Source organism: Streptomyces venezuelae ATCC 10712, assembly GCF_008639165.1.
GTDB lineage: Bacteria > Actinomycetota > Actinomycetes > Streptomycetales > Streptomycetaceae > Streptomyces > Streptomyces venezuelae.
In genome coordinates, this window is the sequence record NZ_CP029197.1 from 6430836 (window position 1) to 6453122 (window position 22287).

Annotated in this window: 23 protein-coding genes; 7 read left to right on the forward strand and 16 right to left on the reverse strand. The window is 72.1% G+C overall.

The window, feature by feature from the left end; genetic code table 11:
• Positions 1-80: 80 nt before the first annotated feature.
• Entirely contained in the window at positions 81-1364 is a 1284-nt protein-coding gene (locus DEJ43_RS29610; protein WP_041663036.1) for an SAV2148 family HEPN domain-containing protein, read from the forward strand.
• A gap of 97 nt (positions 1365-1461) precedes the next feature.
• The gene (locus tag DEJ43_RS29615; protein WP_015037083.1) at positions 1462-2184 is read left to right on the forward strand and encodes a 3'-5' exonuclease; all 723 of its coding nucleotides are present in this window, start codon (positions 1462-1464) and stop codon (positions 2182-2184) included.
• On the opposite strand, the gene DEJ43_RS29620 is transcribed toward DEJ43_RS29615, so the two are convergent.
• Together DEJ43_RS29620 and DEJ43_RS29625 are read right to left on the reverse strand one after the other, a co-directional pair.
• Complete coding sequence (locus DEJ43_RS29620; protein ID WP_015037084.1) at positions 2181-3011, reverse strand: alpha/beta fold hydrolase; 831 nt, start codon at positions 3009-3011, stop codon at positions 2181-2183. The two genes, DEJ43_RS29615 and DEJ43_RS29620, sit on opposite strands and share 4 nt — an antisense overlap.
• Before the next feature lie 46 nt (positions 3012-3057).
• Positions 3058-3915 carry a phosphotransferase enzyme family protein gene (locus DEJ43_RS29625; protein ID WP_041663037.1) on the reverse strand — a complete coding sequence of 286 codons (858 nt, stop codon included), beginning with the start codon at positions 3913-3915 and terminating at the stop codon, positions 3058-3060.
• A gap of 189 nt (positions 3916-4104) precedes the next feature.
• Here DEJ43_RS29625 and DEJ43_RS29630 point away from each other — a divergent pair, with 189 nt between their 5' ends.
• The 5 genes from DEJ43_RS29630 (at position 4105) to DEJ43_RS29650 (ending at position 8680) form a co-directional block, all read left to right on the forward strand.
• Positions 4105-5100, forward strand: coding sequence for a carbohydrate ABC transporter permease (locus DEJ43_RS29630; protein WP_015037086.1), 996 nt, complete (start codon positions 4105-4107; stop codon positions 5098-5100).
• Complete coding sequence (locus DEJ43_RS29635; protein WP_015037087.1) at positions 5097-5939, forward strand: carbohydrate ABC transporter permease; 843 nt, start codon at positions 5097-5099, stop codon at positions 5937-5939. Before DEJ43_RS29630 ends, DEJ43_RS29635 begins: the two co-directional genes overlap by 4 nt.
• Entirely contained in the window at positions 5936-7234 is a 1299-nt protein-coding gene (locus DEJ43_RS29640; protein ID WP_015037088.1) for an ABC transporter substrate-binding protein, read from the forward strand. Before DEJ43_RS29635 ends, DEJ43_RS29640 begins: the two co-directional genes overlap by 4 nt.
• A gap of 153 nt (positions 7235-7387) precedes the next feature.
• The gene (locus DEJ43_RS29645) at positions 7388-7942 is read left to right on the forward strand and encodes a DUF1697 domain-containing protein (RefSeq protein WP_015037089.1); all 555 of its coding nucleotides are present in this window, start codon (positions 7388-7390) and stop codon (positions 7940-7942) included.
• A gap of 105 nt (positions 7943-8047) precedes the next feature.
• Positions 8048-8680, forward strand: a complete 633-nt coding sequence (locus DEJ43_RS29650) for a mycothiol-dependent nitroreductase Rv2466c family protein (protein WP_015037090.1) — start codon at positions 8048-8050, stop codon at positions 8678-8680.
• Positions 8681-8704: 24 nt separating this feature from the next.
• Here DEJ43_RS29650 and DEJ43_RS29655 read toward each other — a convergent pair whose 3' ends face one another.
• The 14 genes from DEJ43_RS29655 to DEJ43_RS29715 form a co-directional block, all read right to left on the reverse strand.
• Positions 8705-9448 carry a sirohydrochlorin chelatase gene (locus DEJ43_RS29655; RefSeq protein ID WP_015037091.1) on the reverse strand — a complete coding sequence of 248 codons (744 nt, stop codon included), beginning with the start codon at positions 9446-9448 and terminating at the stop codon, positions 8705-8707.
• A gap of 11 nt (positions 9449-9459) precedes the next feature.
• Positions 9460-10347: an ABC transporter permease gene (locus DEJ43_RS29660; protein ID WP_015037092.1), complete on the reverse strand. Its 888-nt coding sequence runs from the start codon at positions 10345-10347 to the stop codon at positions 9460-9462.
• Entirely contained in the window at positions 10334-11128 is a 795-nt protein-coding gene (locus DEJ43_RS29665; RefSeq protein WP_015037093.1) for an ABC transporter ATP-binding protein, read from the reverse strand. Before DEJ43_RS29665 ends, DEJ43_RS29660 begins: the two co-directional genes overlap by 14 nt.
• A gap of 53 nt (positions 11129-11181) precedes the next feature.
• On the reverse strand, positions 11182-12291 hold the full coding sequence (locus DEJ43_RS29670) for an aliphatic sulfonate ABC transporter substrate-binding protein (protein ID WP_015037094.1): 1110 nt from the start codon (positions 12289-12291) through the stop codon (positions 11182-11184).
• A gap of 205 nt (positions 12292-12496) precedes the next feature.
• Complete coding sequence (locus tag DEJ43_RS29675) at positions 12497-13840, reverse strand: sulfate adenylyltransferase subunit 1 (RefSeq protein WP_015037095.1); 1344 nt, start codon at positions 13838-13840, stop codon at positions 12497-12499.
• On the reverse strand, positions 13840-14775 hold the full coding sequence (cysD, locus tag DEJ43_RS29680; RefSeq protein ID WP_015037096.1) for a sulfate adenylyltransferase subunit CysD: 936 nt from the start codon (positions 14773-14775) through the stop codon (positions 13840-13842). Before cysD ends, DEJ43_RS29675 begins: the two co-directional genes overlap by 1 nt.
• Positions 14772-15353 (reverse strand): adenylyl-sulfate kinase, encoded by a 582-nt coding sequence (cysC, locus tag DEJ43_RS29685; protein ID WP_181399510.1) that lies wholly within the window; start codon positions 15351-15353, stop codon positions 14772-14774. The genes cysD and cysC overlap by 4 nt, the downstream gene beginning before the upstream one ends.
• Positions 15335-16042, reverse strand: coding sequence for a phosphoadenylyl-sulfate reductase (locus DEJ43_RS29690; protein ID WP_015037098.1), 708 nt, complete (start codon positions 16040-16042; stop codon positions 15335-15337). The genes cysC and DEJ43_RS29690 overlap by 19 nt, the downstream gene beginning before the upstream one ends.
• Complete coding sequence (locus DEJ43_RS29695) at positions 16039-16218, reverse strand: hypothetical protein (protein WP_071892237.1); 180 nt, start codon at positions 16216-16218, stop codon at positions 16039-16041. Before DEJ43_RS29695 ends, DEJ43_RS29690 begins: the two co-directional genes overlap by 4 nt.
• Positions 16215-17912 carry a nitrite/sulfite reductase gene (locus DEJ43_RS29700; protein WP_015037100.1) on the reverse strand — a complete coding sequence of 566 codons (1698 nt, stop codon included), beginning with the start codon at positions 17910-17912 and terminating at the stop codon, positions 16215-16217. The genes DEJ43_RS29695 and DEJ43_RS29700 overlap by 4 nt, the downstream gene beginning before the upstream one ends.
• A 136-nt stretch (positions 17913-18048) precedes the next feature.
• The gene (locus DEJ43_RS38720; protein ID WP_310591794.1) at positions 18049-18132 is read right to left on the reverse strand and encodes a putative leader peptide; all 84 of its coding nucleotides are present in this window, start codon (positions 18130-18132) and stop codon (positions 18049-18051) included.
• Between the two features lie 156 nt (positions 18133-18288).
• Positions 18289-18858, reverse strand: coding sequence for a GNAT family N-acetyltransferase (locus tag DEJ43_RS29705; protein WP_015037101.1), 570 nt, complete (start codon positions 18856-18858; stop codon positions 18289-18291).
• A gap of 128 nt (positions 18859-18986) precedes the next feature.
• Complete coding sequence (locus DEJ43_RS29710) at positions 18987-20279, reverse strand: helix-turn-helix domain-containing protein (protein WP_015037102.1); 1293 nt, start codon at positions 20277-20279, stop codon at positions 18987-18989.
• 355 nt (positions 20280-20634) lie between these two features.
• Positions 20635-22272 (reverse strand): acyl-CoA dehydrogenase family protein, encoded by a 1638-nt coding sequence (locus DEJ43_RS29715; RefSeq protein WP_015037103.1) that lies wholly within the window; start codon positions 22270-22272, stop codon positions 20635-20637.
• Positions 22273-22287: the final 15 nt, after the last annotated feature.

Below are 22287 nucleotides of genomic sequence, written 5' to 3' on the forward strand. Positions count from 1 at the left end.
CTCCCGCTCGCGGAGTACCCTTCCTTGATCGTTGTCGGACCGGTCGACACGGGCGTCCAGGAGCAGAAGGCGGTGCGCGGGTGAGCTCGGGAGGTCTGGAGCTGCCCCCAGGGGATCCGGGTCAGGAGAAGGGTTCCGCCGGCCCCGCCGAGGCCCCGCCCGGCGCGGCCGCGCCGCCGGGCGCCGTGCCCCCCGGAACGGTCGCCGTCGCCCGGCCGGTGGAGATAGGCGCCGAGCTCGACTGGGACGCCGAGGCCTGGAGCGAGGTCCGCACCCGCGCCCAGCGCGCCGGACGGGCCTACATCTGGCTGAATCTCGTCGAACAGCGGCTGCGTGCCGTGGTCGCCGCCGTCCTGCGGCCCGTGTACGAACCGGTGCACGGCGAGGAGTGGGTGGTGGCCGCGGCGGGCCCGGCCGGCCAGGAGTGGGTGCAGCGGGCCGTCGCGGTCCGCGAGGTCTCGCGGCGCAAGGGCTATCTCCTGGACCCCGCCGACGACAACGTCCTCAGCTTCCTCACCCTGCCCCAGCTGCGCGAGCTGATGGTGCAGCACTGGCCCTGCTTCGAGCCCTACTTCGACGACCGCCGCGAGGTCGAGCTCGCCCTGGACGAGCTGGAGGTCACCCGCAACGTGGTCTCCCGCAACCGGGCCCTGTCGCTGACCGTGCTCGCCCAGTCCGAGCGGGCCTCCGCGCGCATCCTGGAGATCCTCGGCAGCGGCGCCGGGGTGCCCTCCGCCGACCGGCTGCCGGTGGACGCCGTCGAGGACCTCGTCGGCGACCGGTACGCGGACGTGGTCTCCGTCCACCCCGACCGGGTCAGGCTCCAGCGGCAGCTGCCCGCCGAGGACCTCTTCGGCGGCGCCCGCCGGCTCGACGCCACCGGCATAGGCCTCAATCTGCTCGTGCAGAACTTCTCCGGGCGCCGCATGGTCCGGCTCGCCGAGTCCGGCTGCCGGACGCGGCTGCTCTTCCTCAACCCCGCGAGCAGCGCGGTCAAGCGCCGCGAGCGCGAACTCGGCCTGAAGAAGGGCGAGCTGAGCCGCTCGGTCGAGATGAACATCCTGCACATGCGCCGGGTGCGCTCCAAGCTCCGCGACCCCGACGCCTTCCAGATCCACGTCTTCGACGAGACCCCCCGCTTCACCGCCTATCTGGTGGACGGCGACGGGCCGGACGGGGTCGGGGTCGTGCAGTCCTATCTGCGCCGGGCCCGGGGCATGGAGGCGCCGGTGCTCGTACTGCGCGGCGGCGGGCGGAACGTGGTGCGCCACGGCCAGGGGATGCGTGACGGCGATCACGGACTTTTCGAGACATACCGGGAGGAATTCGAGTCCGTCTGGCTCGACTCCCGCCCCGTCTCCTGACTCCCCGACGGGCGCGGCCGGGGGCAGTCGGGGGCGTTGTCAGTGGCCCGTGCGAGGGTGGTCAGCACCACGGGGGAGATCACGTAAGGAGGACCCGATGGCTTGGCATGGGGAACCGCTGGTCGGCTTCGACCTGGAGACGACCGGCACCGACCCACTGGAGGCCCGTATCGTCACGGCCTCGATCGTCGGCTTCCACGACGGGCGCGTGGTCCGGCAGCGCGACTGGCTCGCCGACCCGGGCATCCGCATCCCCGAACAGGCCTCCGCGATCCACGGCATCAGCAGCGAGCGGGCGGCGGCCGAGGGCCGGCCGGTGCGCGAGGTCGCCGACGAGATCGCGGAGACGCTGACCGGCTACTGGAACCAGGGCGTGCCCGTCGTCGCGTACAACGCCTCCTTCGACCTCACGCTCCTCGCGGCCGAGCTGCGCCGCCACGGACTGCCCTCCCTGGAGGAGCGGCTCGGCGGGACCGCCATCGGGCCCGTCGTCGACCCGTACACCATCGACCGGGCCGTCGACCGCTACCGGCGCGGCAAGCGGAACCTGGAGGCGGTCTGCGGGGAGTACGGAGTCGTCCTCGAAGCCGCCCACCAGGCCGCCGCCGACGCGCTCGCCGCCGTCCGGGTCGCCGTCGCGATAGCCGAGCGGCACCCTGAGGTCGCCGAGCTGGACCCGGCCGAGCTCCACGAGCGGCAGATCGGCTGGTACCGCGCCTGGGCCGAGAACTTCCAGGACTTCCTGCGCCGCAAGGGCGACGCGGAGGCCGTCGTCGACTCCACGTGGCCCCTGCGCCCCGCCGTCGCGGTGGCCGGCTAGCCGTTCTCCTTGAGGAAGGAGAGCAGCAGTTCGTTGACCCTCTCCGGCTGGTCGAGCTGCAGCCAGTGGCCCGCGTCCTCGACGCGCTCGTAGCGCCACGGCCCGGCGACGTACTCGGCCGTCCCCGCCATCGAGCGCTCGGTGAGGAAACGGTCGCCGGTCGACCACAGGCCCAGCACCGGGACCGACTCCGGCAGCGGCACCGCCGGCGCGTCCGCGCCGAACAGCACCTCAGGCGGCAGGCCCGCGCGGTAGATGTCCAGCGCGGCCGTCAGCGCTCCGGGCGCGCGCAGCGCCTCGATCGCGGACTCGGCGTCCGGGTGCTCGCCCAGCATCTCCCGCATGTTCGCGAAGTCGTCCCGCGCCAGCCAGTCCTCGGCCACCCCGGCCAGCTGGAACAGAAGCATGTACCAGGACCGCTGCTTCTGCTCCCAGCCCGCCGACCGGATCGACGCCAGATGGCCGACGGACAGGATGCTCAGGCTCCGCACCCGGTCCGGGTAGAACTGGGTCAGGGCCTGCGCGATGCCCGAACCCCAGTCGTGGCCCACCAGATGGACCCGGTCGAGGTCGAGGTGCGCCAGGAGCTCGACCAGGTCGGCGACGTGCCTGCCCGGGTGGTACGCCGCGGGGCCGCCCTCGGGGCGGTCCGAGGCGCCGAAGCCCCGCAGGGTGGGCGCGACCGTGGTGAAACCGGCGTCGTTCAGCGCCGCGACCTGATGACGCCACAGACGATGGCTGTCGGGGAAGCCGTGCACGAGCAGCACGGCCGGCCCCTCCCCGCTCACCTCGACGTCGAGGTTCACCTCGGACAGCTGCACCCGCATCTCAACACCCCGTTCCCCTCGTCCCGTTCGCGAGGGACCCATGATGTCAGAACGGGTACCAGCGCACCTCGGGGTCGCCGTCCCGCAGCGAGGCCACCCGCCGCTCGAACTCGGCCAGGGCCTTCGGGTTCGCCGGAGCGTGCTGGGCCACCCAGGCGCAGCTCGCGGTCTCCCGCGCCCCGCGCAGCACCGCGCACCCCTCCCACTCCCGGACGTCCCAGCCGTACGCCTCGGTGAAGGCCTCGTAGGCGGCCGGGTCGAGGCCGTAGCGGTCCCGGGAGAGCGCGAGCACCACCAGGTCGTGCTCGCGCAGGTCGGAGGAGAAGGTCTCCAGATCCATCAGGACCGGGCCGTCCGGACCGACGTGGACGTTCCGGGGGAGCGCGTCGCCGTGGATCGGGCCCGGCGTCAGGTGCGGGGTCAGCGCGGCCGCCGCCGGAGCGAAGGAATCACGCCGCTCCCGCAGGAAGGCCGCGTCCGCCGGGTCGATCGCGTCGCCCGCGAGCCGCAGCCACCGCTCGACCCCGCCGAGCAGCTCCCGGCGCGGCAGCGTGAACGCCTCAGGCTCCGGCAGGGCGTGGACCCGCCGCAGCAGCGGCGCCAGGTCACGGGGCTCGGCCGGCCGTACGGCCTCGGGCAGCCGGTGCCAGAACGTGACCGGGTGCCCCTCGACCAGCCGCGGCTTCTCCTCGGCCGCCCGCACGGCCGGGACCCCGGCGTCCTCCAGCCAGGCCGCGAGGGCCAGCTCCCGCTCGGCCCGCTCGAACACCTCGGCGTCCCGGCCCACCTTCACGGCCAGCTCGCCCAGGGTGAAGACCGCGTTCTCCCCGAGGGCCCTCAGCCGCGCCTCCCCGGCCGGCAGCCCCGCCGCGGCCAGGATCTCCCGCGCCCGCGCCTCGTCCATCGAACTCTCCCGTCGCCTGTGCGACCGCGATCCCGACGACCGCGATGTCCTCCGCGACCGCGATCGGGCCGACCGCGGCCCGCACTGCCGCGATCCGGACGACCGCGACCCGTGCGATTGCGCCAAAGTCTCCCATCCGCGCAGCTCACCGCGCAGATCGCCTTGACGCCCCGCCGGACCCTCAGGACCATGGCGGGATTCCCGCGGCGGCGGCCGGGGGCGGCGGACGGGGGTCGATCGGTGAGCTCGGTGACCGCGACGAAGCGGCCGGGCCGGACGCGCACTCCGCGCGCCGCCCACGGGACACGCCCGCGCGGCCCCGACCTCGGCGCCTGGTTCCTGGTGCTCCCCGCGCTGCTCCCGATCCTGGTCCTCAGCGTCGGCCCGCTGCTCTACGGCATCGCCCTCGCCTTCACGGACGCCCAGTCGGGCCGCACCCAGGCCACCCGCTGGATCGGCACCCTCAACTTCCAGGACCTGCTGCACGACACCCTGTTCTGGGACTCGTTCCGCATCGGGATCGTCTGGGCCGTCGGCGTCACCGTCCCCCAGTTCCTGCTCGCCCTCGGCCTCGCCCTGCTGCTCGACCAGAAACTCCGCTTCCGCTGGCTGGCGCGGGCCCTGGCCATCGTCCCCTGGGCGATGCCCGAGGTCGTCGTCGGCATCATGTGGCGGCTCGTCTACAACCCCGATGCCGGCATCCTCAACGAGACCCTCCGGAACCTGGGCCTCGGCGAGGGCCGCGACTGGCTCTCCGGGCTCGCCACCGCCCTGCCCGCCGTCGTCCTCGTCGGCGTCTGGGCCGGCATGCCGCAGACCACCGTCGCCCTGCTCGCCGGACTCCAGAACACCCCGCGCGAACTCCACGAGGCCGCCGCGCTCGACGGCGCCGGGGCCTGGCGCCGCTTCCGGGCCGTGACCTGGCCCGCCCTGCGACCGGTCGCGCTCGCCATCACCGCCCTGAACCTCATCTGGAACTTCAACTCCTTCGCCCTGGTCTACGTGCTGACCAACGGCGGGCCGGGCGGCCGGACCCGGCTCCCCATGCTCTTCGCCTACGAAGAGGCCTTCCGCTACGGACAGTTCGGCTACGCGGCCGCGATGGGCTGCGTGATGGTCGCCGCCGTCTCGGTGCTCATCGCCCTCTCCCTCGTACGACGGCTGAAAGGGGACCAGGACCGGTGAGCGCCCTCCGGACGAGCGGACCCGCGCGGGCGGGCCAGTACCTGGCCCTCCTCGCGTACCTGGTCTTCCTCGCCTTCCCGTTCCTCTGGCTGGTCTCCACGGCCTTCAAGCCCGCCCCCGAACTCGCCTCGCTGCATCCCACCTGGATCCCCGAGGAGCCCACGCTCGCCAACTTCCGGCAGGCGTTCGACGAGCAGCCGCTGCTCAGGGCCGCCGGGAACAGCCTGGTCGCCGCGGTCGCCGCCGCCGTGATCGCGGTGCTCATCGCGACCCCGCTCGCCTATGTGACGGCCCGCCACCGGGGCCGGCTCACCTCGGCCGCCACCGGCTGGGTGGTGGTCAGCCAGGCCTTCCCGTTCGTCCTGGTGATCATCCCGCTCTTCCTGATCCTCAAGAACCTGCACCTCGTCAACAGCGGGTTCGGTCTCGTCCTGGTCTACGTCGTCTGGTCGCTGCCCTTCGCGCTCTGGATGCTGATGGGGTACGTCCGGGCCGTCCCGGCCGAACTGGAGGAGGCCGCCGCCGTCGACGGCGCGGGCCGGCTCCGCACCCTCGTCTCCGTCACCGCCCCCCTGCTCGCCCCCGGCATCGTCGCCACCGCGCTGTTCGCCTTCGTCACCGCGTGGAACGAGTTCTTCTTCGCGCTCGTCCTGCTCAAGACGCCGGAGAAGCAGACCCTGCCGGTCGTCCTCACCCACTTCCTCGGCGCCGAAGGCGTCGCCGACCTCGGCCCGCTGGCCGCGGCGGCCTTCCTCGCCACCCTGCCGTCCCTCGTCGTCTTCGCCCTCCTCCAACGCCGGATCAGCGGCGGGATGCTGGCCGGGGCGGTGAAGTCATGAGACGGCTCCTGACCTGCGCCGCCGCGCTCGCCCTGCTCCTCACCGGTTGCACCGCCGGGCACGACGGCCCCGACGACGGCGTCGTACGGCTCCGCTTCCAGTCGCTCGCCTGGCAGAAGGAGTCCGTCGACGCCAACCGGCAGCTCGTGAAGGAGTGGAACGCCGCCCACCCCGACATCCAGGTCGAGTACGTCCAGGGCAGCTGGGACTCCGTCCACGACCAGCTCCTCACCTCCTTCGAGGGCGGCGAGGCGCCCGACATCATCCACGACGCCTCCGACGACCTGGCCGACTTCGCCTACGGCGGTGACCTCGCCGACCTGCGCCCGCTGCTGTCCGAGCGGCTCCGCGCCGACATCCCGGCCCGCAGCTGGGAGACCACCACCTTCGGCGCCGACCGGGGGGTCTACGGAGTGCCGTTCCTTCAGGAACCCCGGGTGATCATCGCCAACCGGAAGATCCTGGAGTCCTCCGGCGTCCGCGTCCCCACCCCGGAAAGGCCCTGGAGCTGGAGCGAGTTCCGGCAGATCGCCCAGGACCTCACCCGGAGCATGGGACCCGGCCGGTACGCGGTCGCCTGGCCGCTCAAGGAACCGGTCTCCGTCAGCCTCAACCTCGGGCTCTCGGCCGGCGGGCAGCTCTTCCACCGGGAGCCCGACGGCCGGGTGACCGTCCGCTTCACCGAGGCGGACGCCGTCGTCCCCGGCACCATCCGGGACCTGGTCGTCACCGACCGCACCGCCCCGCGCACCACGCTCGGCAGCGGCGGCTCCGACACCCTGCCGGGCCTCTTCGCGGGGAAGTACGCCATGGTCCCGCTGGGTTTCGCCTACCGGCAGCAGATCGCGCAGCAGGCCCCCGAGGGCTTCGAGTGGACGGTGCTGCCCGCCCCCGCCGGGAGCGCCGGGCTCACCCAGGGCGTCTCCCCGCAGACCCTGTCGATCGCCGAGGACAGCCCGTACAAGAAGGAGGCGGCCGCCTTCCTCGACTTCTTCCTGCGCCCGGAGAACATGGTGCGGCTCGCGCGCGGCGACTGGATGCTGCCCACCGGTACGGCGGCGCTCGCCGACCCCGCCCTGCACACCGCGCGGGACGGCTGGGCGACCGGCGCCGCCGTGGCCGAACGGCTGCGGCCGGCGCCCGCGCAGTCGGTGCGGGGGTATCCGGAATGGAAGGACAAGGTGGCGACCCCGGCGTTCCAGGAGTACTACAGCGGCGCCATCGACGGCGCCGAGCTGAGCAGACGTCTGGTCGCGGACGGCAACCGGGTGCTCGCCCGCTATCAGCGGAAATGACACCTTCACGGGCGGTTCGTCATTACGAAAGTTTGTTGAATAAGTCACAGATGAGTGACGGGCCCTTTCCGGACTCCCTCTGATCGGAGAGTGTTCGAACCAGCCACCGCGCCACCCCCCACGAGGCGCGGTGGCCCGCCCTACCCTGATCCCATGACGCAGACCTACGCGCTCCTGCTGCGCGGCATCAACGTGAGCGGACACCGCAAGGTCCCCATGCCGCAGCTCCGTTCCGTCCTGGAAGAGCTCGGGCACCGGGACGTCCGCACCTATCTGCAGAGCGGCAACGCGGTCTTCACCACCGACCGGGCCGCCACCGCGGACGCGCTCACCACGGAGATCGAGGACGCGATCGAGGGCCACTTCGGCTTCCGCGTCGACTGCCTCGTCCGCGACGCCGACTACCTGGCCGCCGTGGCCGAGAACTGCCCCTTCCCGGCGGCCGAACTGGAGGGCAAGCAGCTCCACGCCTTCTACTTCTCCGGCCCCGCCGACCCCGGCCGCTTCGCCGCCATCGACCAGGAGGCCTTCGCTCCCGAGGCCTTCGCCCTCGGCGACCGGGTGCTGTACCTGTACGTCCCCGAGGGCCTGGGCCGCTCGAAGCTGGCCGATGCACTCACCCGCCCGGCCGTCGTGAAGGGCCTGGTGGTGACCGCCCGCAACTGGAACACCGTGGTCAAGCTGGTGGAGATGACCAAGGCGGACTGAGCGCGCGGGACAGTGGGGCCCGGACCGTGGAATGGCCGAATGGCCCAGCCGGAGAGCCGCCCAATGGACCAAGGCCGTAGGCCACTTCGCGGCTAGATTCGGCCCATGACGAGCACCGAGACCCGGCCCGAGCCCCGCCCCACCGTCGACTTCTACTTCGACCCCGCCTGCCCCTTCGCCTGGATCACCTCCCGGTGGATCCTGGAGGTCGAGCGCGAACGGGACATCGACCTCCGCTTCAAGGTCATGAGCCTGTACCTGCACAACGAGGGCACCACCCTCCCCGACTGGTACCGCGAACTCGTCGACGCCTCCCTCGGCCCCGTCCGGGTCGCGACGGCCGCCGCCGAGCGGCACGGCGAGGAGATCCTGCGGCCGCTCTACACCGCGTACGGCACCCGGATCCACGAGGGGAAGCGGAAGGACTTCGACGCCGTGATCACCGAGTCCCTCGCCGAACTCGGCCTCCCGGCCGAACTCGCCGAGGCCGCCCACGACCCGGCGTACGACGAGGCCGTCCGCCGCAGCCACGACGCCGGCAAGGACCCCGAGGCCGAGGCGTACGTCGGCACCCCGACGATCCACGTCGACGGCACCGTCTGGTTCGGCCCGGTCCTGCGCGCGGTCCCGCGCGGCGCCCGCGCCGCCGAACTCTTCGACGGCTTCCGCGTCCTGGCGGGCCACCCGGACCTCTTCGAACTCAAGCGCACCCGCACGGGCGGCCTGGACTTCAGCTGAGGGCAGGCCCCCGAAGGGCGGGCGTCAGGCCGAGTGGGCCACGGCCGGACGGGCCGCGTGGGCACCGTCGTACCGCTCCAGGAGGAGCCGGGCCAGCTCGGGGGAGGGGCCGAGGACGCCCGCGAGGACGTCCGCCTCCGTCGCCCCCGCCGCGATGCGGTCCGGGAGCCGGCCGGGCGCGATGACGTACGGGGCGACGGCCACCCGGCGGACGCCCGGGTCCGTGCGCAGGGCCCGGACGGCGTCCTCCGTACGCGGCAGAGATGCGGAGGCGAACGCGGGCCGCACGGAGCACCAACCGGTGCGCCGCAGCTCCCGCGCCGTTTCTGCGATCACCGCGATCGCCTCCGGGTCGGTGGAGCCCGCCGAGGCCAGGACGACCCCGGTCGTGCTCTTGTCGCCGGGCGCGAGCCCGGCCTCGTACAGCCGCCGCTCCACCGCCGCGATGAGCAGCGGCGAGGGGCCGAGGACCTCCGCCTGCCGGATCCGCAGCGACGGCGGCGCCTGGCGCAGTACGGCGGGGATGTCGGCCTTCGCGTGGAAGGCCCGGGTCAGCAGCAGCGGGAGGGCCACCACGTCCCGCACCCCGTCGGCGGCCAGCCGGTCGAGAACCCCCGGCACCGTCGGCAGGTTGAAGTCCAGGAACGCCGTCTCCACGCGCAGCCCCGGCCGCAGCGCACCGGCCCGGCGCACCAGCGCCTGGACGGTCGCCGCGTGCCGCGGATCGCGGCTGCCGTGGGCGACGACGAGGAGGACGGGTCGGTTCATGGGTGATCGGCTCACTTCGCCAGCAGGCCGCGGGTGCGGAGCACCCAGCGCTCCAGCGGGCTGAAGATCAGCAGGTCGATGGCGATGCCGACGACCAGGATCAGCAGGATCGCCAGGAACACGCCGGGCAGGTCGATGTTGTTCCGGCCGTTCTCCAGCAACTGGCCGAGGCCCAGGCCCAGATCGGGGGATGAGGCGATGATCTCCGCGGCCATCAGGGAGCGCCAGGAGAACGCCCAGCCCTGCTTCAGACCGGCCAGGTAGCCCGGCAGCGCGGCCGGAAGCGTCACGAACCAGGTGCCCTTGAGTCCGGTGGCGCCCAGGGTGCGGCCGGCCCGCAGGAACAGCGGCGGGACCTGGTCGACACCGGAGACCAGACCGTTGGCGATGGACGGGACGGCGCCCAGCAGGATCACCGTGTACATCATCGCGTCGTTCAGGCCGAACCAGAGCACGGCCGGCGGCACCCACGCCACCGAGGGCAGCGACTGCAGGCCGGACAGGATCGGGCCGATCGCGGCGCGCACGAACTTCACCCGGGCGACGAGCAGACCCAGCGGGGTGCCGATGGCGAGCGCGAGCAGGAAGCCGGCCAGGCCCCGGGAGACGCTGGTCCAGATGACCTCGAGGAGGGTGCCCTGGAGCCACATGTCGGTCAGACCGTCCCACACCGCGGACGGCGCGGGCAGCTTGGTCTCGTCGGTGACCTTCGCGGAGACCAGGATCTGCCAGACGGCCAGGACCAGGACGACCGCGAGCGTGGGCGGGAGGACCTTCTTGACGAGGACCTCCCGCACCGGCGTACGGCGGATCTCGACCGCGTCCAGGGCGTCGAGACCGGCCTCCAGGCCGGCGAGGTCGTCCTTCTTGGCCCTCGGGGTGGTGTCAGTGCTGGCCATGGCGGCGGATCTCCCCACGCAGGTGTTCAGTGATCTCAAGGGACAGCTCCGCGACGTCCGCGTCCTCGATGCGGCGCGGCTGCGGGATGTCCACGGTCCACTCCTTCGCCACCCGGCCGGGGCGGGAGGAGAGGAGGACGACCCGCTGCGCGAGGCGCACCGCCTCGCGCACGTTGTGGGTGACGAACAGCACCGAGAGGTTCGTCTCCGCCCAGATGCGGGTCAGCTCACCGTGCAGCACGTCCCGGGTGATGGCGTCCAGCGCCGCGAACGGCTCGTCCATCAGCAGCAGTTGGCTGTCCTGCGCCAGCGCACGGGCGAGGGCCACGCGCTGCCGCATGCCGCCGGACAGCTCGTGCACCCGCTTCCCGTACGCGCCGCCGAGCCGCACGAGTTCGAGCAGCCGCTCGGCCTCCGGCTTGCGCTCGGACTTGGCCACCCCGCGCAGCCGCAGGGCCAGTTCGATGTTCTTGCCCGCGGTCAGCCACGGGAAGAGGGCGTGCTCCTGGAACATCAGGGCCGGCCGGCCGCCCGGGGTCGCGATGGACCCCTGGGTCGGCCGGTCGAGCCCGGCGACCAGGTTCAGCAAGGTCGACTTGCCGCACCCCGAGGCCCCCAGGATGGTGACGAACTCGCCGGGAGCGACGTCGAGGCTGACGTCGTCCAGGACGAGCTGGGTACCGGCCGGGCCGGAGAAGGACTTCGAGACGTGCTCGATCCGGGCGGCGTGCGTCTGCTCCGCTACGGTGCCCTCGGCAGCCTTGGCGAACGTCGTGGCCATGGTCGTCACCTCCTGGGGTTACGGATTCGCGGTCTGGTTCGTCGGCTCGGCGGTTACTTGACGCCGAGACCGGCGTCGGAGACCTCGGGCTTGCCGGCGGCCTTCAGCACCTTGTTGAGGAGCTTCAGGTCGTAGATGCCGGCCAGGTCGGGCTGCTTGATCAGCTCGGCCTTGACCGCCCACTCGGACTGCGTCTTCAGCGTCGCGGCCAGCGGGTCGTCGGTGATCGCGATGCTCGGCCACGCCGGGTCGATGACCTTGGCGTCCAGGGCCTTGCCGGTCTCCGCCTTCAGTGCCGCGTTGGCCGACTCCTTGGCCTTGTCCGGGTTGGCGTTGATCCACTCGTTGGTCTTCACCGTCCCCCTGAGCACGGCCTCGACCACGTCCGGGTGCTCCGCGAGGAACTTCTGCGACACGATGATGTTCGTGATCACGAACTTCTTGTCGGGCCACAGGGTGGTCTCGTCGAGGAGGACCTTGCCGCCCTGGGAGACCAGCTTGGAGGCGGTCGGCTCGGGCACCCAGGCGCCGTCGATGGAGCCGGACTTGAAGGCGTCCGGGGTCACCTTGTTGTCCGTGCGGACGACGGAGACGTCACCCTTGCCGGACTCCGGGTCGACCTTCCAGCCCTTCTCCGCGATCCAGTTGAGGAGCGCGACGTCCTGCGTGTTCCCCTTCTGGGGGGTGGCGATCCGCTTGCCCTTGATGTCGTCCAGGGTCTTGATCTTGTCCGGGTTCACGACCAGCTTGACGCCGCCGGAGGCGGAGCCGGAGATGATCCGCAGGTTTTTGCCCTTGGACTTGACGTACGCGTTGATGGACGGCGAGGGGCCGATGAAGCCGATGTCGAGCGAGCCGCCGTTGAGCGCCTCGATCTCGGACGGGCCGGCGTTGAAGGTCTGCGGCTTCAGCGTGGTGCCGCCCAGCTCCTTCTGGATCAGGCCGTCCTGGACGCCGATCAGCGCGGTCGCGTGGGTGAGGTTGGGGAAGTACCCGAGCCGTACGGTGTCGGCGGAGAGCTTCTTGCCCTCGGCGGCCACCTTCTTCTCGTCGTTCTTGGCGTCGGAGCCGTAGCCGCAGGAGGCGAGCGCGCCGATCAGCAGCGGCAGGGCGGCGGCAGCGGCGAGGCCGCGGCGCAGGGTGGTACGGGTGGTGGCAGGCACGGGAGGTGTTCCCCTCGATTCAGCGTTTTCGAAGTCTGCGTCTATGTCGTTCGGGGTGGAGCGGGTGGAGCGGGGTCGCGCCGCGCATGCGGCGCGTCGAGGTCAGCACGCACATCGCGCGACGCCTCCCATGCCCGCACCGAGGGCGCCGGAGCCCACCCGGCCGCCTTCCTTCGCGAAGGTGTCGTAGACGTTCTCGCTCATGTCAGAAGTCCCATCCTTCTTCGTCCTCGACGACCGCGACGGCCTTGGCGGTCGCGAAGGAATCGCCGGCCATGCCGGCCGCGAGCGTGGTGCCGTCCGCCGGGTCGATCAGCAGGAACGAACCGGTGCGGCGGGAGTCCGCGTACGCGTCGAGCGCGAGCGGCTCGGCGGTGCGCACGACGACCCGGCCGATGTCGTTGGCGACCAGCTGACCCGGGTTCGGGTGCTGGGAGAGGTCGTCCAGGGTGAGCCGCGAGGGGATCTCCTTGACGATCGCCTTGACCGTGCGGGTGGTGTGCTTGAGCAGCACCCGCTGGCCGACGGAGAGGGCCTGGTCCGCCACGTGGCAGACGGTCGCCTCGATGTCCTGGGTGGTCGGCGGGGCGTCACCGCTCGGGGCGAGCAGGTCGCCGCGCGAGATGTCGATGTCGTCGGCGAGCCGGATGGTGACCGACTGCGGTGCCCAGGCGATGTCCACCGACGCGCCGAGCGCGTCGATCCCGGTGATCGTGGAGGTCTGCCCGGACGGCAGGACGGTGATCTGCTCGCCGACCCGGAAGGCACCGGCCGCGATCTGACCGGCGTAGCCCCGGTAGTCGGGGTGCTCGGCGGTCTGCGGGCGGATCACGTACTGCACGGGGAAGCGCGCGTGGCAGGCCGTCAGGTCGTGGCTGACCGGGACGGTCTCCAGGTGTTCCAGGACCGTCGGGCCGCCGTACCAGTCCATGTTCGCGGACGGCTCCACCACGTTGTCGCCGGCCAGCGCCGAGATCGGGATCGCGGTGATCTCCGGGACGCCGAGCTCGGAGGCGTACGTCGTGAACTCCTCGGCGATCGCGGCGAAGACGGGCTCCTGGTAGTCGACCAGGTCCATCTTGTTCACGGCCAGGACGACGTGCGGCACCCGGAGGAGCGCGGCGACGGCGGCGTGCCGGCGGGTCTGCTCGACCACGCCGTTGCGGGCGTCGACGAGGACCACGGCCAGCTCGGCGGTGGACGCGCCGGTCACCATGTTCCGGGTGTACTGCACGTGCCCGGGGGTGTCGGCGAGGATGAAGCGGCGGCGGGGCGTCGCGAAGTAGCGGTAGGCCACGTCGATGGTGATGCCCTGCTCGCGCTCGGCCCGCAGACCGTCGGTGAGGAGCGCCAGGTCGGGCGCCTCCTGGCCGCGGGAGCGCGAGGCGTGCTCCACGGCCTCCAGCTGGTCGGCGAGGACCGACTTGGAGTCGTGGAGGAGCCGGCCCACCAGGGTGGACTTGCCGTCGTCGACGGAGCCGGCGGTGGCGAAGCGCAGCAGGGTGGTGGCCGCCAGCTGCTCGGACAGCTGCTCGGTGGACGTGCTCATTAGAAGTACCCTTCGCGCTTGCGGTCTTCCATCGCGGCCTCGGACATCTTGTCGTCGGCGCGGGTCGCGCCCCGCTCGGTGAGCCGGGAGGCGGCGATCTCGGCGATCACGGCGTCCAGCGTGGTGGCGTCGGAGTCGACGGCGCCGGTGCAGGACATGTCGCCGACGGTGCGGTAGCGGATCAGCCGCGTCTGAGTCGTCTCGGACTCCTTCGGGCCGCCCCAGTCGCCGGCGGTCAGCCACATGCCGTTGCGGGCGAAGACCTCGCGCTCGTGGGCGAAGTAGATCGCCGGGAGTTCGATCTTCTCGCGCTGGATGTACTGCCAGACGTCGAGCTCGGTCCAGTTGGACAGCGGGAAGACGCGGACGTGCTCGCCGGGCGCGTGGCGGCCGTTGTAGAGCTGCCACAGCTCGGGGCGCTGGCGGCGCGGGTCCCACTGGGAGAACTCGTCGCGCAGCGAGAACACCCGCTCCTTCGCGCGGGCCTTCTCCTCGTCGCGGCGGCCGCCGCCGAAGACTGCGTCGAAGCGGTGCTGCTGGATCGCCTCGGTGAGCGGGACGGTCTGCAGCGGGTTGCGGGTGCCGTCGGGGCGCTCGCGCAGCTTTCCGGCGTCGATGTACTCCTGCACGGAGGCCACGTGCAGCCGCAGCCCGTGCTGGGCGACGACGCGGTCGCGGTACTCGAGGACCTCGGGGAAGTTGTGCCCGGTGTCGACGTGCAGCAGCGTGAAGGGGACCGGCGCGGGGGCGAAGGCCTTCAGCGCCAGGTGCAGCATGACGATGGAGTCCTTGCCGCCGGAGAACAGGATCACCGGCCGCTCGAACTCGCCCGCCACCTCACGGAAGATGTGGACGGCCTCGGACTCCAGGGAGTCGAGGTGCGACAGCGCGAACGGGCTGTCCGTACTGTCGTGAACATGAGCCACGGTGGTCATGCGAGACCCCTCTCGGTGAGCAGCTCGTGGAGCGTCGCTGCCGACTCCTGCACGGTCTGGGTGTGGGACTCGATCCGCAGATCGGGGTTCCGCGGCTCGTCGTACGGGTCGTCGACGCCGGTGAGACCGCTGATCTCGCCCGCGGCCTGCTTGGCGTAGAGCCCCTTCACGTCACGTACGGAGCAGACGTCGACCGGGGTGGCGACGTGCACCTCGACGTACGGGGTGCCCTCCGCGGCGTGGCGCTTGCGCACCGCCTCGCGGCTGTCCTCGTACGGGGCGATGACGGGGACGAGGACCTTCACGCCGTTGGAGGCGAGGAGTTCCGCGACGAAGCCGATCCGCTGCACGTTGGTGTGCCGGTCCTCGCGGCTGAAGCCGAGGCCCGCCGAGAGGAACTCGCGGATCTCGTCGCCGTCGAGCACCTCGACCCGGTGGCCCTCCGCGCGCAGCCGGCCGGCCAGCTCGTACGCGATGGTGGTCTTCCCGGCGCTCGGGAGGCCGGTGAGCCAGATGGTGGCGCCCGTCACGTGCTTCTCCTGAAAGTTCTGAGTGTCCGTCATCCGTGCAGCCCGCATTCGGTCTTGGCGCGGCCCGCCCAGCGTCCGGCGCGGGCGTCCTCGCCCTCCAGGACGCGGCGGGTGCACGGGGCGCAGCCGACGGAGGTGTAGCCGTCCATCAGGAGCGGGTTGGTCAGGACGCCGTGCTCGGCGACGTAGGCGTCGACGTCGTCCTGCGTCCAGCGGGCGATGGGGGAGACCTTGACCTTCTGCCGCTTCTCGTCCCAGCCGACGACCGGGGTGTTCGCCCGGGTCGGGGACTCGTCGCGGCGCAGTCCGGTGGCCCAGGCGCCGTACCGGGTCAGGCCCTCTTCGAGGGGCTTGACCTTGCGCAGCGCGCAGCAGAGGTCGGGGTCGCGGTCGTGCAGCTTCGGGCCGTACTCGGCGTCCTGCTCGGCCACGGTCTGCCGCGGGGTCAGGGTGATGACGTTGACGTCCATGACGGCGTCCACGGCGTCACGGGTGCCGATGGTCTCCTCGAAGTGGTAGCCGGTGTCGAGGAAGACGACGTCCACGCCGGGCCTGACCCGGGAGGCGAGGTGGGCGACGACGGCGTCCTCCATGGAGGAGGTGACGCAGAAGCCCTCGCCGAAGGTGTCCACGGCCCAGCGGAGGATCTCCAGCGCGGAGGCGTCCTCCAGATCGCGGCCGGCCTGCTCGGCGAGTGCCTTGAGGTCGGCCGCGGCGGTTGCCTGAGTCGTCGTCATATCTCTTTCCCTCCAGGGGTGTTGCCCGAAGTTCCGGGGGCGAGGAGCCCCAGGAACTTCAACTGGAAGGCTCGGCTGCACGCGCTGCATTCCCAGGCGCCGTGGCCCTGCTCGTTCGGACGCAGGTCCTCGTCGCCGCAGTAGGGGCAGAAGAACGGGGCGGCACGCTCGCTCATGACAGCGCCTCTTCCGAGGCGCGCGCCGCCCAGGTGGCGAAGCGCTCGCCGGTCTCGCGCTCCGCCTGGAAGCGCTTGAGGACCCGCTCCACGTAGTCCGGGAGCTCGGCCGCGGTGACCTTGAGGCCGCGGACCTTGCGGCCGAAACCGGCCTCCAGGCCGAGCGCGCCGCCGAGGTGCACCTGGTAGCCCTCGACCCGGTTGCCGTCCCCGTCAAGGACCAGCTGGCCCTTGAGGCCGATGTCGGCGACCTGGATGCGGGCGCAGGCGTTCGGGCAGCCGTTGATGTTGATCGTCAGCGGCTCGTCGAAGTCCGGGACGCGGCGCTCCAGTTCGTCGATGAGCGAGGCGCCGCGGGCCTTGGTCTCGACGATCGCGAGCTTGCAGAACTCGATGCCGGTGCAGGCCATCGTGCCGCGCCGGAACGGGGTCGGGTTCACCCGCAGGTCGAGGGCCTCCAGGGCGGCGACCGCCGAGTCGAGCTGGGCCTCCTCGACGTCGAGGAGGATCATCTTCTGGTCCGCGGTGGTGCGCAGCCGGCCGGAGCCGTGCTGCTCGGCCAGAGCGGCGATCTTGGTGAGCGTGGCGCCGTCGACCCGGCCGACGCGCGGGGCGAAGCCGATGTAGAACCGGCCGTCGTTCTGCCGGTGCACGCCCATGTGGTCGCGCCACTGGCCCGCGGGCTGCTCGGGGGCGGGGCCGTCGGTCAGCTTGCGCCGGAGGTACTCGTCCTCCAGGACCTGGCGGAACTTCTCCGGGCCCCAGTCGGCGACGAGGAACTTCAGCCGGGCGCGGTTGCGCAGCCGGCGGTAGCCGTAGTCGCGGAAGATCGAGATGACGCCCTCGTAGACGTCCGGGACCTCGTCGAGGGAGACCCAGGCGCCGAGGCGGACGCCCAGCTTGGGGTTGGTGGAGAGACCGCCGCCGACCCAGACGTCGAAGCCGGGGCCGTGCTCCGGGTGGTGCACGCCGACGAAGGCGATGTCGTTGATCTCGTGCGCCACGTCGAGCTGCGGCGAGCCGGAGACCGCGGACTTGAACTTGCGGGGCAGGTTGGAGAAGTCCTTGTTGCCGACGATCCGACGGTAGATCTCGTCGATGGCGGGCGTGCCGTCGATGATCTCGTCGGCGGCGATGCCGGCCACCGGGGAGCCGAGGATGACACGCGGGGTGTCGCCGCAGGCCTCGGTGGTGGACAGGCCGACCGCCTCCAGGCGGTTCCAGATCTCGGGGACGTCCTCGATGCGGATCCAGTGGTACTGGACGTTCTGCCGGTCCGTGATGTCGGCGGTGCCACGGGCGAACTCCTCGGAGATCTCGCCGATGACCCGGAGCTGCTCGGTGGTCAGCCGGCCGCCGTCGATCCGCACCCGGAGCATGAAGTACTCGTCGTCCAGCTCCTCCGGCTCCAGGACACCCGTCTTGGTGCCGTCCAGACCCTGCTTGCGCTGGGTGTAGAGGCCCCACCAGCGCATGCGTCCGCGCAGGTCGTTGGGGTCGATGGAGTCGAATCCGCGCTTCGAGTAGACCGTCTCAATACGTGTCCGTACGTTGAGACCGTCGTCGTCCTTCTTGAACTGCTCATTGCCGTTCAGGGGGGTGAAGTGCCCCACGGCCCACTGACCCTCGCCACGGTGGCGCCCGGTCTTGCGGCGTGCGGCGGCGGGAGTGGGGTTTTCCGGGGTGGCGGCCATGGCGTCTTGTCCTTCGGGACTGCGAGAGGGCGGCTCTGACCTGCACACTGGCGCTCAGGTCGGAGGGTGGCGCGTCAGTGCGCAGCAGGGTCGGGCAGAGTCGTGCTGAAAAGTGATCGCGGCGGTGCTGGTTCTCTCAGCGCGCCGGACAGATGGCGCTGGACATGCGGCCGAGGTCGACGTGCCGCCGACTCACCAAGGCAATTCCAGTTCCAGACATGACGGAAGCGTGTCACGGGACTTTGGACCCAGTCCAGCATCGTCCAGGATGCGGACATTGTCGTCTCGTTCTACGAGACAGCGTGACGCGGGTCACGCGAAAGGGGCCCTGATCAGGGCCCCTTCACCGGTCCGCGACGGTCCGTACCGCGCGCTCTCAGACGTCGGCACCCGGCCACGGCCCCGGCGTCTCGGTCTCCTCGACCTCCTCGACCTTGGTGTCGAAGAGCCGGAAGCCCCGGCGCTCGTAGTTGGCCATCGCGTGCGGGCCGTCGAGCGAGCAGGTGTGCAGCCAGACGCGCTTCGTCGGCTCCCGGTCCGGCCAGCGCTCGGCCAGGTCCCAGGCGCGCGCCACGCCGTACGAGAGGAGGTGGCCGCCGATCCGGCGCCCCCGGAAGGCCGGGATCAGGCCGAAGTAGACGATCTCCACCGTGCCGTCGTCCTGCGGGTCCAGCTCCACGTACCCGGCCGGCGTCCCCCTGTCGTACGCCACCCAGATCTCGGCACCCGGCTTCTCCACGATCTCCTGCCACTGCTTGTACGTCAGCGACAGCCGGTCGGACCAGCGGATGTCGCCGCCGACCGCGGTGTAGAGGAAGCGGCTGAACTCCGCCGAGGGCACCTCGGCGCGCCGGACCACCACGTCGTCGCCCTCCGGCGGGGTGGCGGGACGCAGGTCGGACGGCGAGGTCTGTTCGAGGGACCAGGTGGTGAGAGTGATGCTCATGGGGTCATCGCATCATGCGGAGCGCCGGATTCCCAGAGGGGTCGGAGGTCGCGGGGGCCGGGGGAGCCCCGTCGGGGCCCCGCCGGAAGACACTCGTCCACATGGTGGACACCCGCCGGTCGCGCCCGCTACGTGCTCGCCCCCGCCCGCACCGCCGGAGCCAGCGAGTGCGGGAGGAGGTCCGCCGGGTTCTCCGGGCGCAGCACTTCCACCGCGACCTCCTCGCGGAAGCGGTACGGGCGGTGCGCCAGGACCCCAGCCAGGTTCCGGCGCACCCGGGACATCTCCGCCCGGACGGTCACCGTCCGCGTACGGTCGCCGAACACGTCGTCCGCCAGCTCCGCCGCGCTCCGCCCGTCCCGGTGCAGCGCCAGGACGTAGAGGAGCTCCGCGTGCCGGGGGCTCAGCTCCTGCTGCCAGCTGCCCGCCGCCCCCGAGACGGACACCGTCCAGCGGCGCGGCCGGCTCAGGTCGAGCACCACCCGGCTCGCCGCCGCCGCGCCCGGCTCCTCCGCCGGCGTCTCCTCCTCGACCCGCAGCAGCCAGCCGCCCGGCAGCGGCTCCACCGCGCACAGGCCGAGCGAGGGCAGCCACAGCCGGCCCGAGCGGAAGGTCTTCGGCAGCGGGATGCGGTCCACCGGCGCGAGCCCGGTCACCGCCGCCGTCCAGCCGTGGGTGTCCACCGCGACCGCCCGGCCGCCCACCCGGCACAGGATCGGCGCGGCCACCGACCGCAGCCGCTCGATCGACCTCAGGTGCCGCTCCCGCATCTCGGCCTCGGCGAGCTGCGCCACCGAGCCGACCAGGGCCAGCATCGCCGGGTGGAAGCTCGACGCCGGGCCGCTCACGTCGAGGATGCCGAGCAGCCGCCGGTCGCGCGGGTCGTGGACCGGCGCGGCGGCGCAGGTCCAGTTGTGGAGCGCCTGGACGTAGTGCTCGGCGGAGTGCACCTGGACCGCGCGCCCCGTGGCGAGGGCCGTGCCGACCGCGTTGGTCCCGGTGGTGTGCTCGGTCCAGGCCGCGCCCTCCTCCAGGCAGATGCCGTTGGCCTGCCGCATCACCGCGAGGTTCCCCTGCCGCCACAGCACCCGGCCGTGCTCGTCGGTGACCACCATGATCTGGAGCGAGGTGTCGGCGATGCCGGCGAGTCCGCCGCTCAGCGTCTGCATGACCTCGGAGAGGAGCGTGGTCCTGCGCCGCTCCTCCAGCTCGTCCCGCTGGAGCAGCACGCTGTTCGTGCCCTGGTCGGGGTCGAGCCCGAGCCGGGCCATCCGCTGCCAGGAGGCGTCGATCACCGCGCGGGGGGCGATCGGCGGCGTGCGGCCGGCGAGGGTTTCCTCGCGCACCCGGTGCAGCAGCCGGGTGGCTTGGGCGGCGTCCATGGCGGCGAGGCGCTTCATGTCGAGCTGCGTGTTATTCATCGGTTCTCCCAGCCACCCGGCGTGCTGTATCGGTTCTGCACAGGGCAGATGTCCGGAGTGTCGGTGCCCATCGTGCCGTTCGGAACCGTCCGGCGAGACCCGGTTCGGGTAATCCTGCAACCCTTTGCAACTCTGGTCCCCGGCCGGCCCCCTGGGCGAAGCTGGTGCGAGCGGCGGGTGGTGCCGTGTCGGCGCAGCACCACCCCCGCTTTTCCGTGCGTGCCGACCCCTCCGGGTCCACCCCTGGCACGCGCGGCAAGCTTCCGCGGCCGTACGGACACACGGGCGTACGGCGTACTGCCGTGCTGTCGTACTGCCGTGCTGCCGTACGCCGTACTCGCGGACGGCAGTCGCCTCAGGCCTCCACCCGCGCCCGCTCCACCAGCGCCCGCAGGTCCAGCGAGTGCGGCAGCGTCCCGAACGCCGCGCCCCCGTCCCCGCCGAGCCGCGCCGCGCAGAACGCGTCCGCGACCTCCGGCGGCGCCCACCGCACCAGCAGCGCCCCCTGGAGGACCAGCGCGAGCCGCTCCGTGAGCCGCCGGGCCCGCGCCTCGATCCCCTCCAGATCCGCCAGCTCGGTCAGCACGCCCCGGATCGCCCGGTCGAGCCGGTGGTCGGCGCCGCGCGCCGCCCCGACCTCCCGGAGGAACGCGTCCAGCGCGGCGGGTTCGGTCCGCAGCGCCCGGACCACGTCCAGGGCCTGCACGTTCCCCGAGCCCTCCCAGACCGAGTTGAGCGGCGACTCCCGCAGCAGCCGGGGCATCCCCGACTCCTCCACGTAGCCGTTGCCGCCCAGGCACTCCAGGGCCTCCGCCACCACCGGCGTACACCGCTTCGTCACCCAGTACTTGGCGGCGGGCACGGCGATCCGGAGCAGCGCCAGCTCCTGGGGCGTACCGGTGTCGTAGGCCGCCGCCAGACGCATGCCGAGCACCGTCGCCGCCTCCGACTCCAGAGCGAGGTCGGCGAGCACGTTCCGCATCAGCGGCTTCTCGGCCAGCGGGCCGCCGAACGCCTCCCGGTGCGCGCAGTGGTGCACGGCCTGCGCCACCGCCTGCCGCATCAGCGCCGCCGAACCGAGGACGCAGTCGACCCGGGTCGCCGCCACCATGCCCATGATCACGCGCAGCCCACGGCCCTCCTCGCCGACCCGGCGCGCCCACGTCGTCCCGTCGAACTCCACCTCGGCGGAGGCGTTCGAACGGTTGCCCAGCTTGTCCTTCAGCCGCTGGATCGCGAAGGCGTTCCGCGAGCCGTCCGCGAGGACCCGCGGCAGCAGGAAACAGGTCAGCCCCGCCGGAGCCTGCGCGAGCACCAGGAAGGCGTCCGACATCGGCGCCGAACAGAACCACTTGTGCCCCGTCAGGACGTACTCCCCGTCCGCCGCGAGCGGCCGCGCCTCCGTCGTGTTCGCCCGGACGTCGCTGCCGCCCTGCTTCTCCGTCATGGCCATCCCGAGCAGCACACCTGGCTTCTCCGCGACCGGACCGAGCTCCCGCTCGTACACGTGCGAGAGGGCCGCCGGCTCCCAGACCTCCGCCAGCTCCGGCTCGGCGCGCAGCGCGGGCACCGCGGCGTGCGTCATCGACAGCGGACAGCCGTGACCCGCCTCCACCTGGGACACCACCAGAAAACCGGCGGCCCGCCGCACATGGCCGCCCGGCCGGCCCCAGGCATCGGTCAGACCGGCTTCCACGGACTTGCCGAGCAGCCGGTGCCACGCCGGATCGAACTCGACCTCGTCGATCCGGTGGCCGTACCGGTCGTGGGTGCGCAGCCGCGGCGGGTTCGCGTTCGCCCGCTCCCCCCACTCCTGGAGCTGCGCCGAACCGGCCGCCCGGCCGAGGACGGTGAGGTCCCCGCGGACCTCCGTCAGGAGCTCGGGCGCGAGGTGCCGTTCGACCGCCTCCGCCAGCGCCCGGTCGCTCGTGAAGACGTCGTGTCCCACCAGGGGTGGAGCCTGGTTGGTAACGGTGTGGGTGCTCGCTGCCATGCCGATACGGTAAGC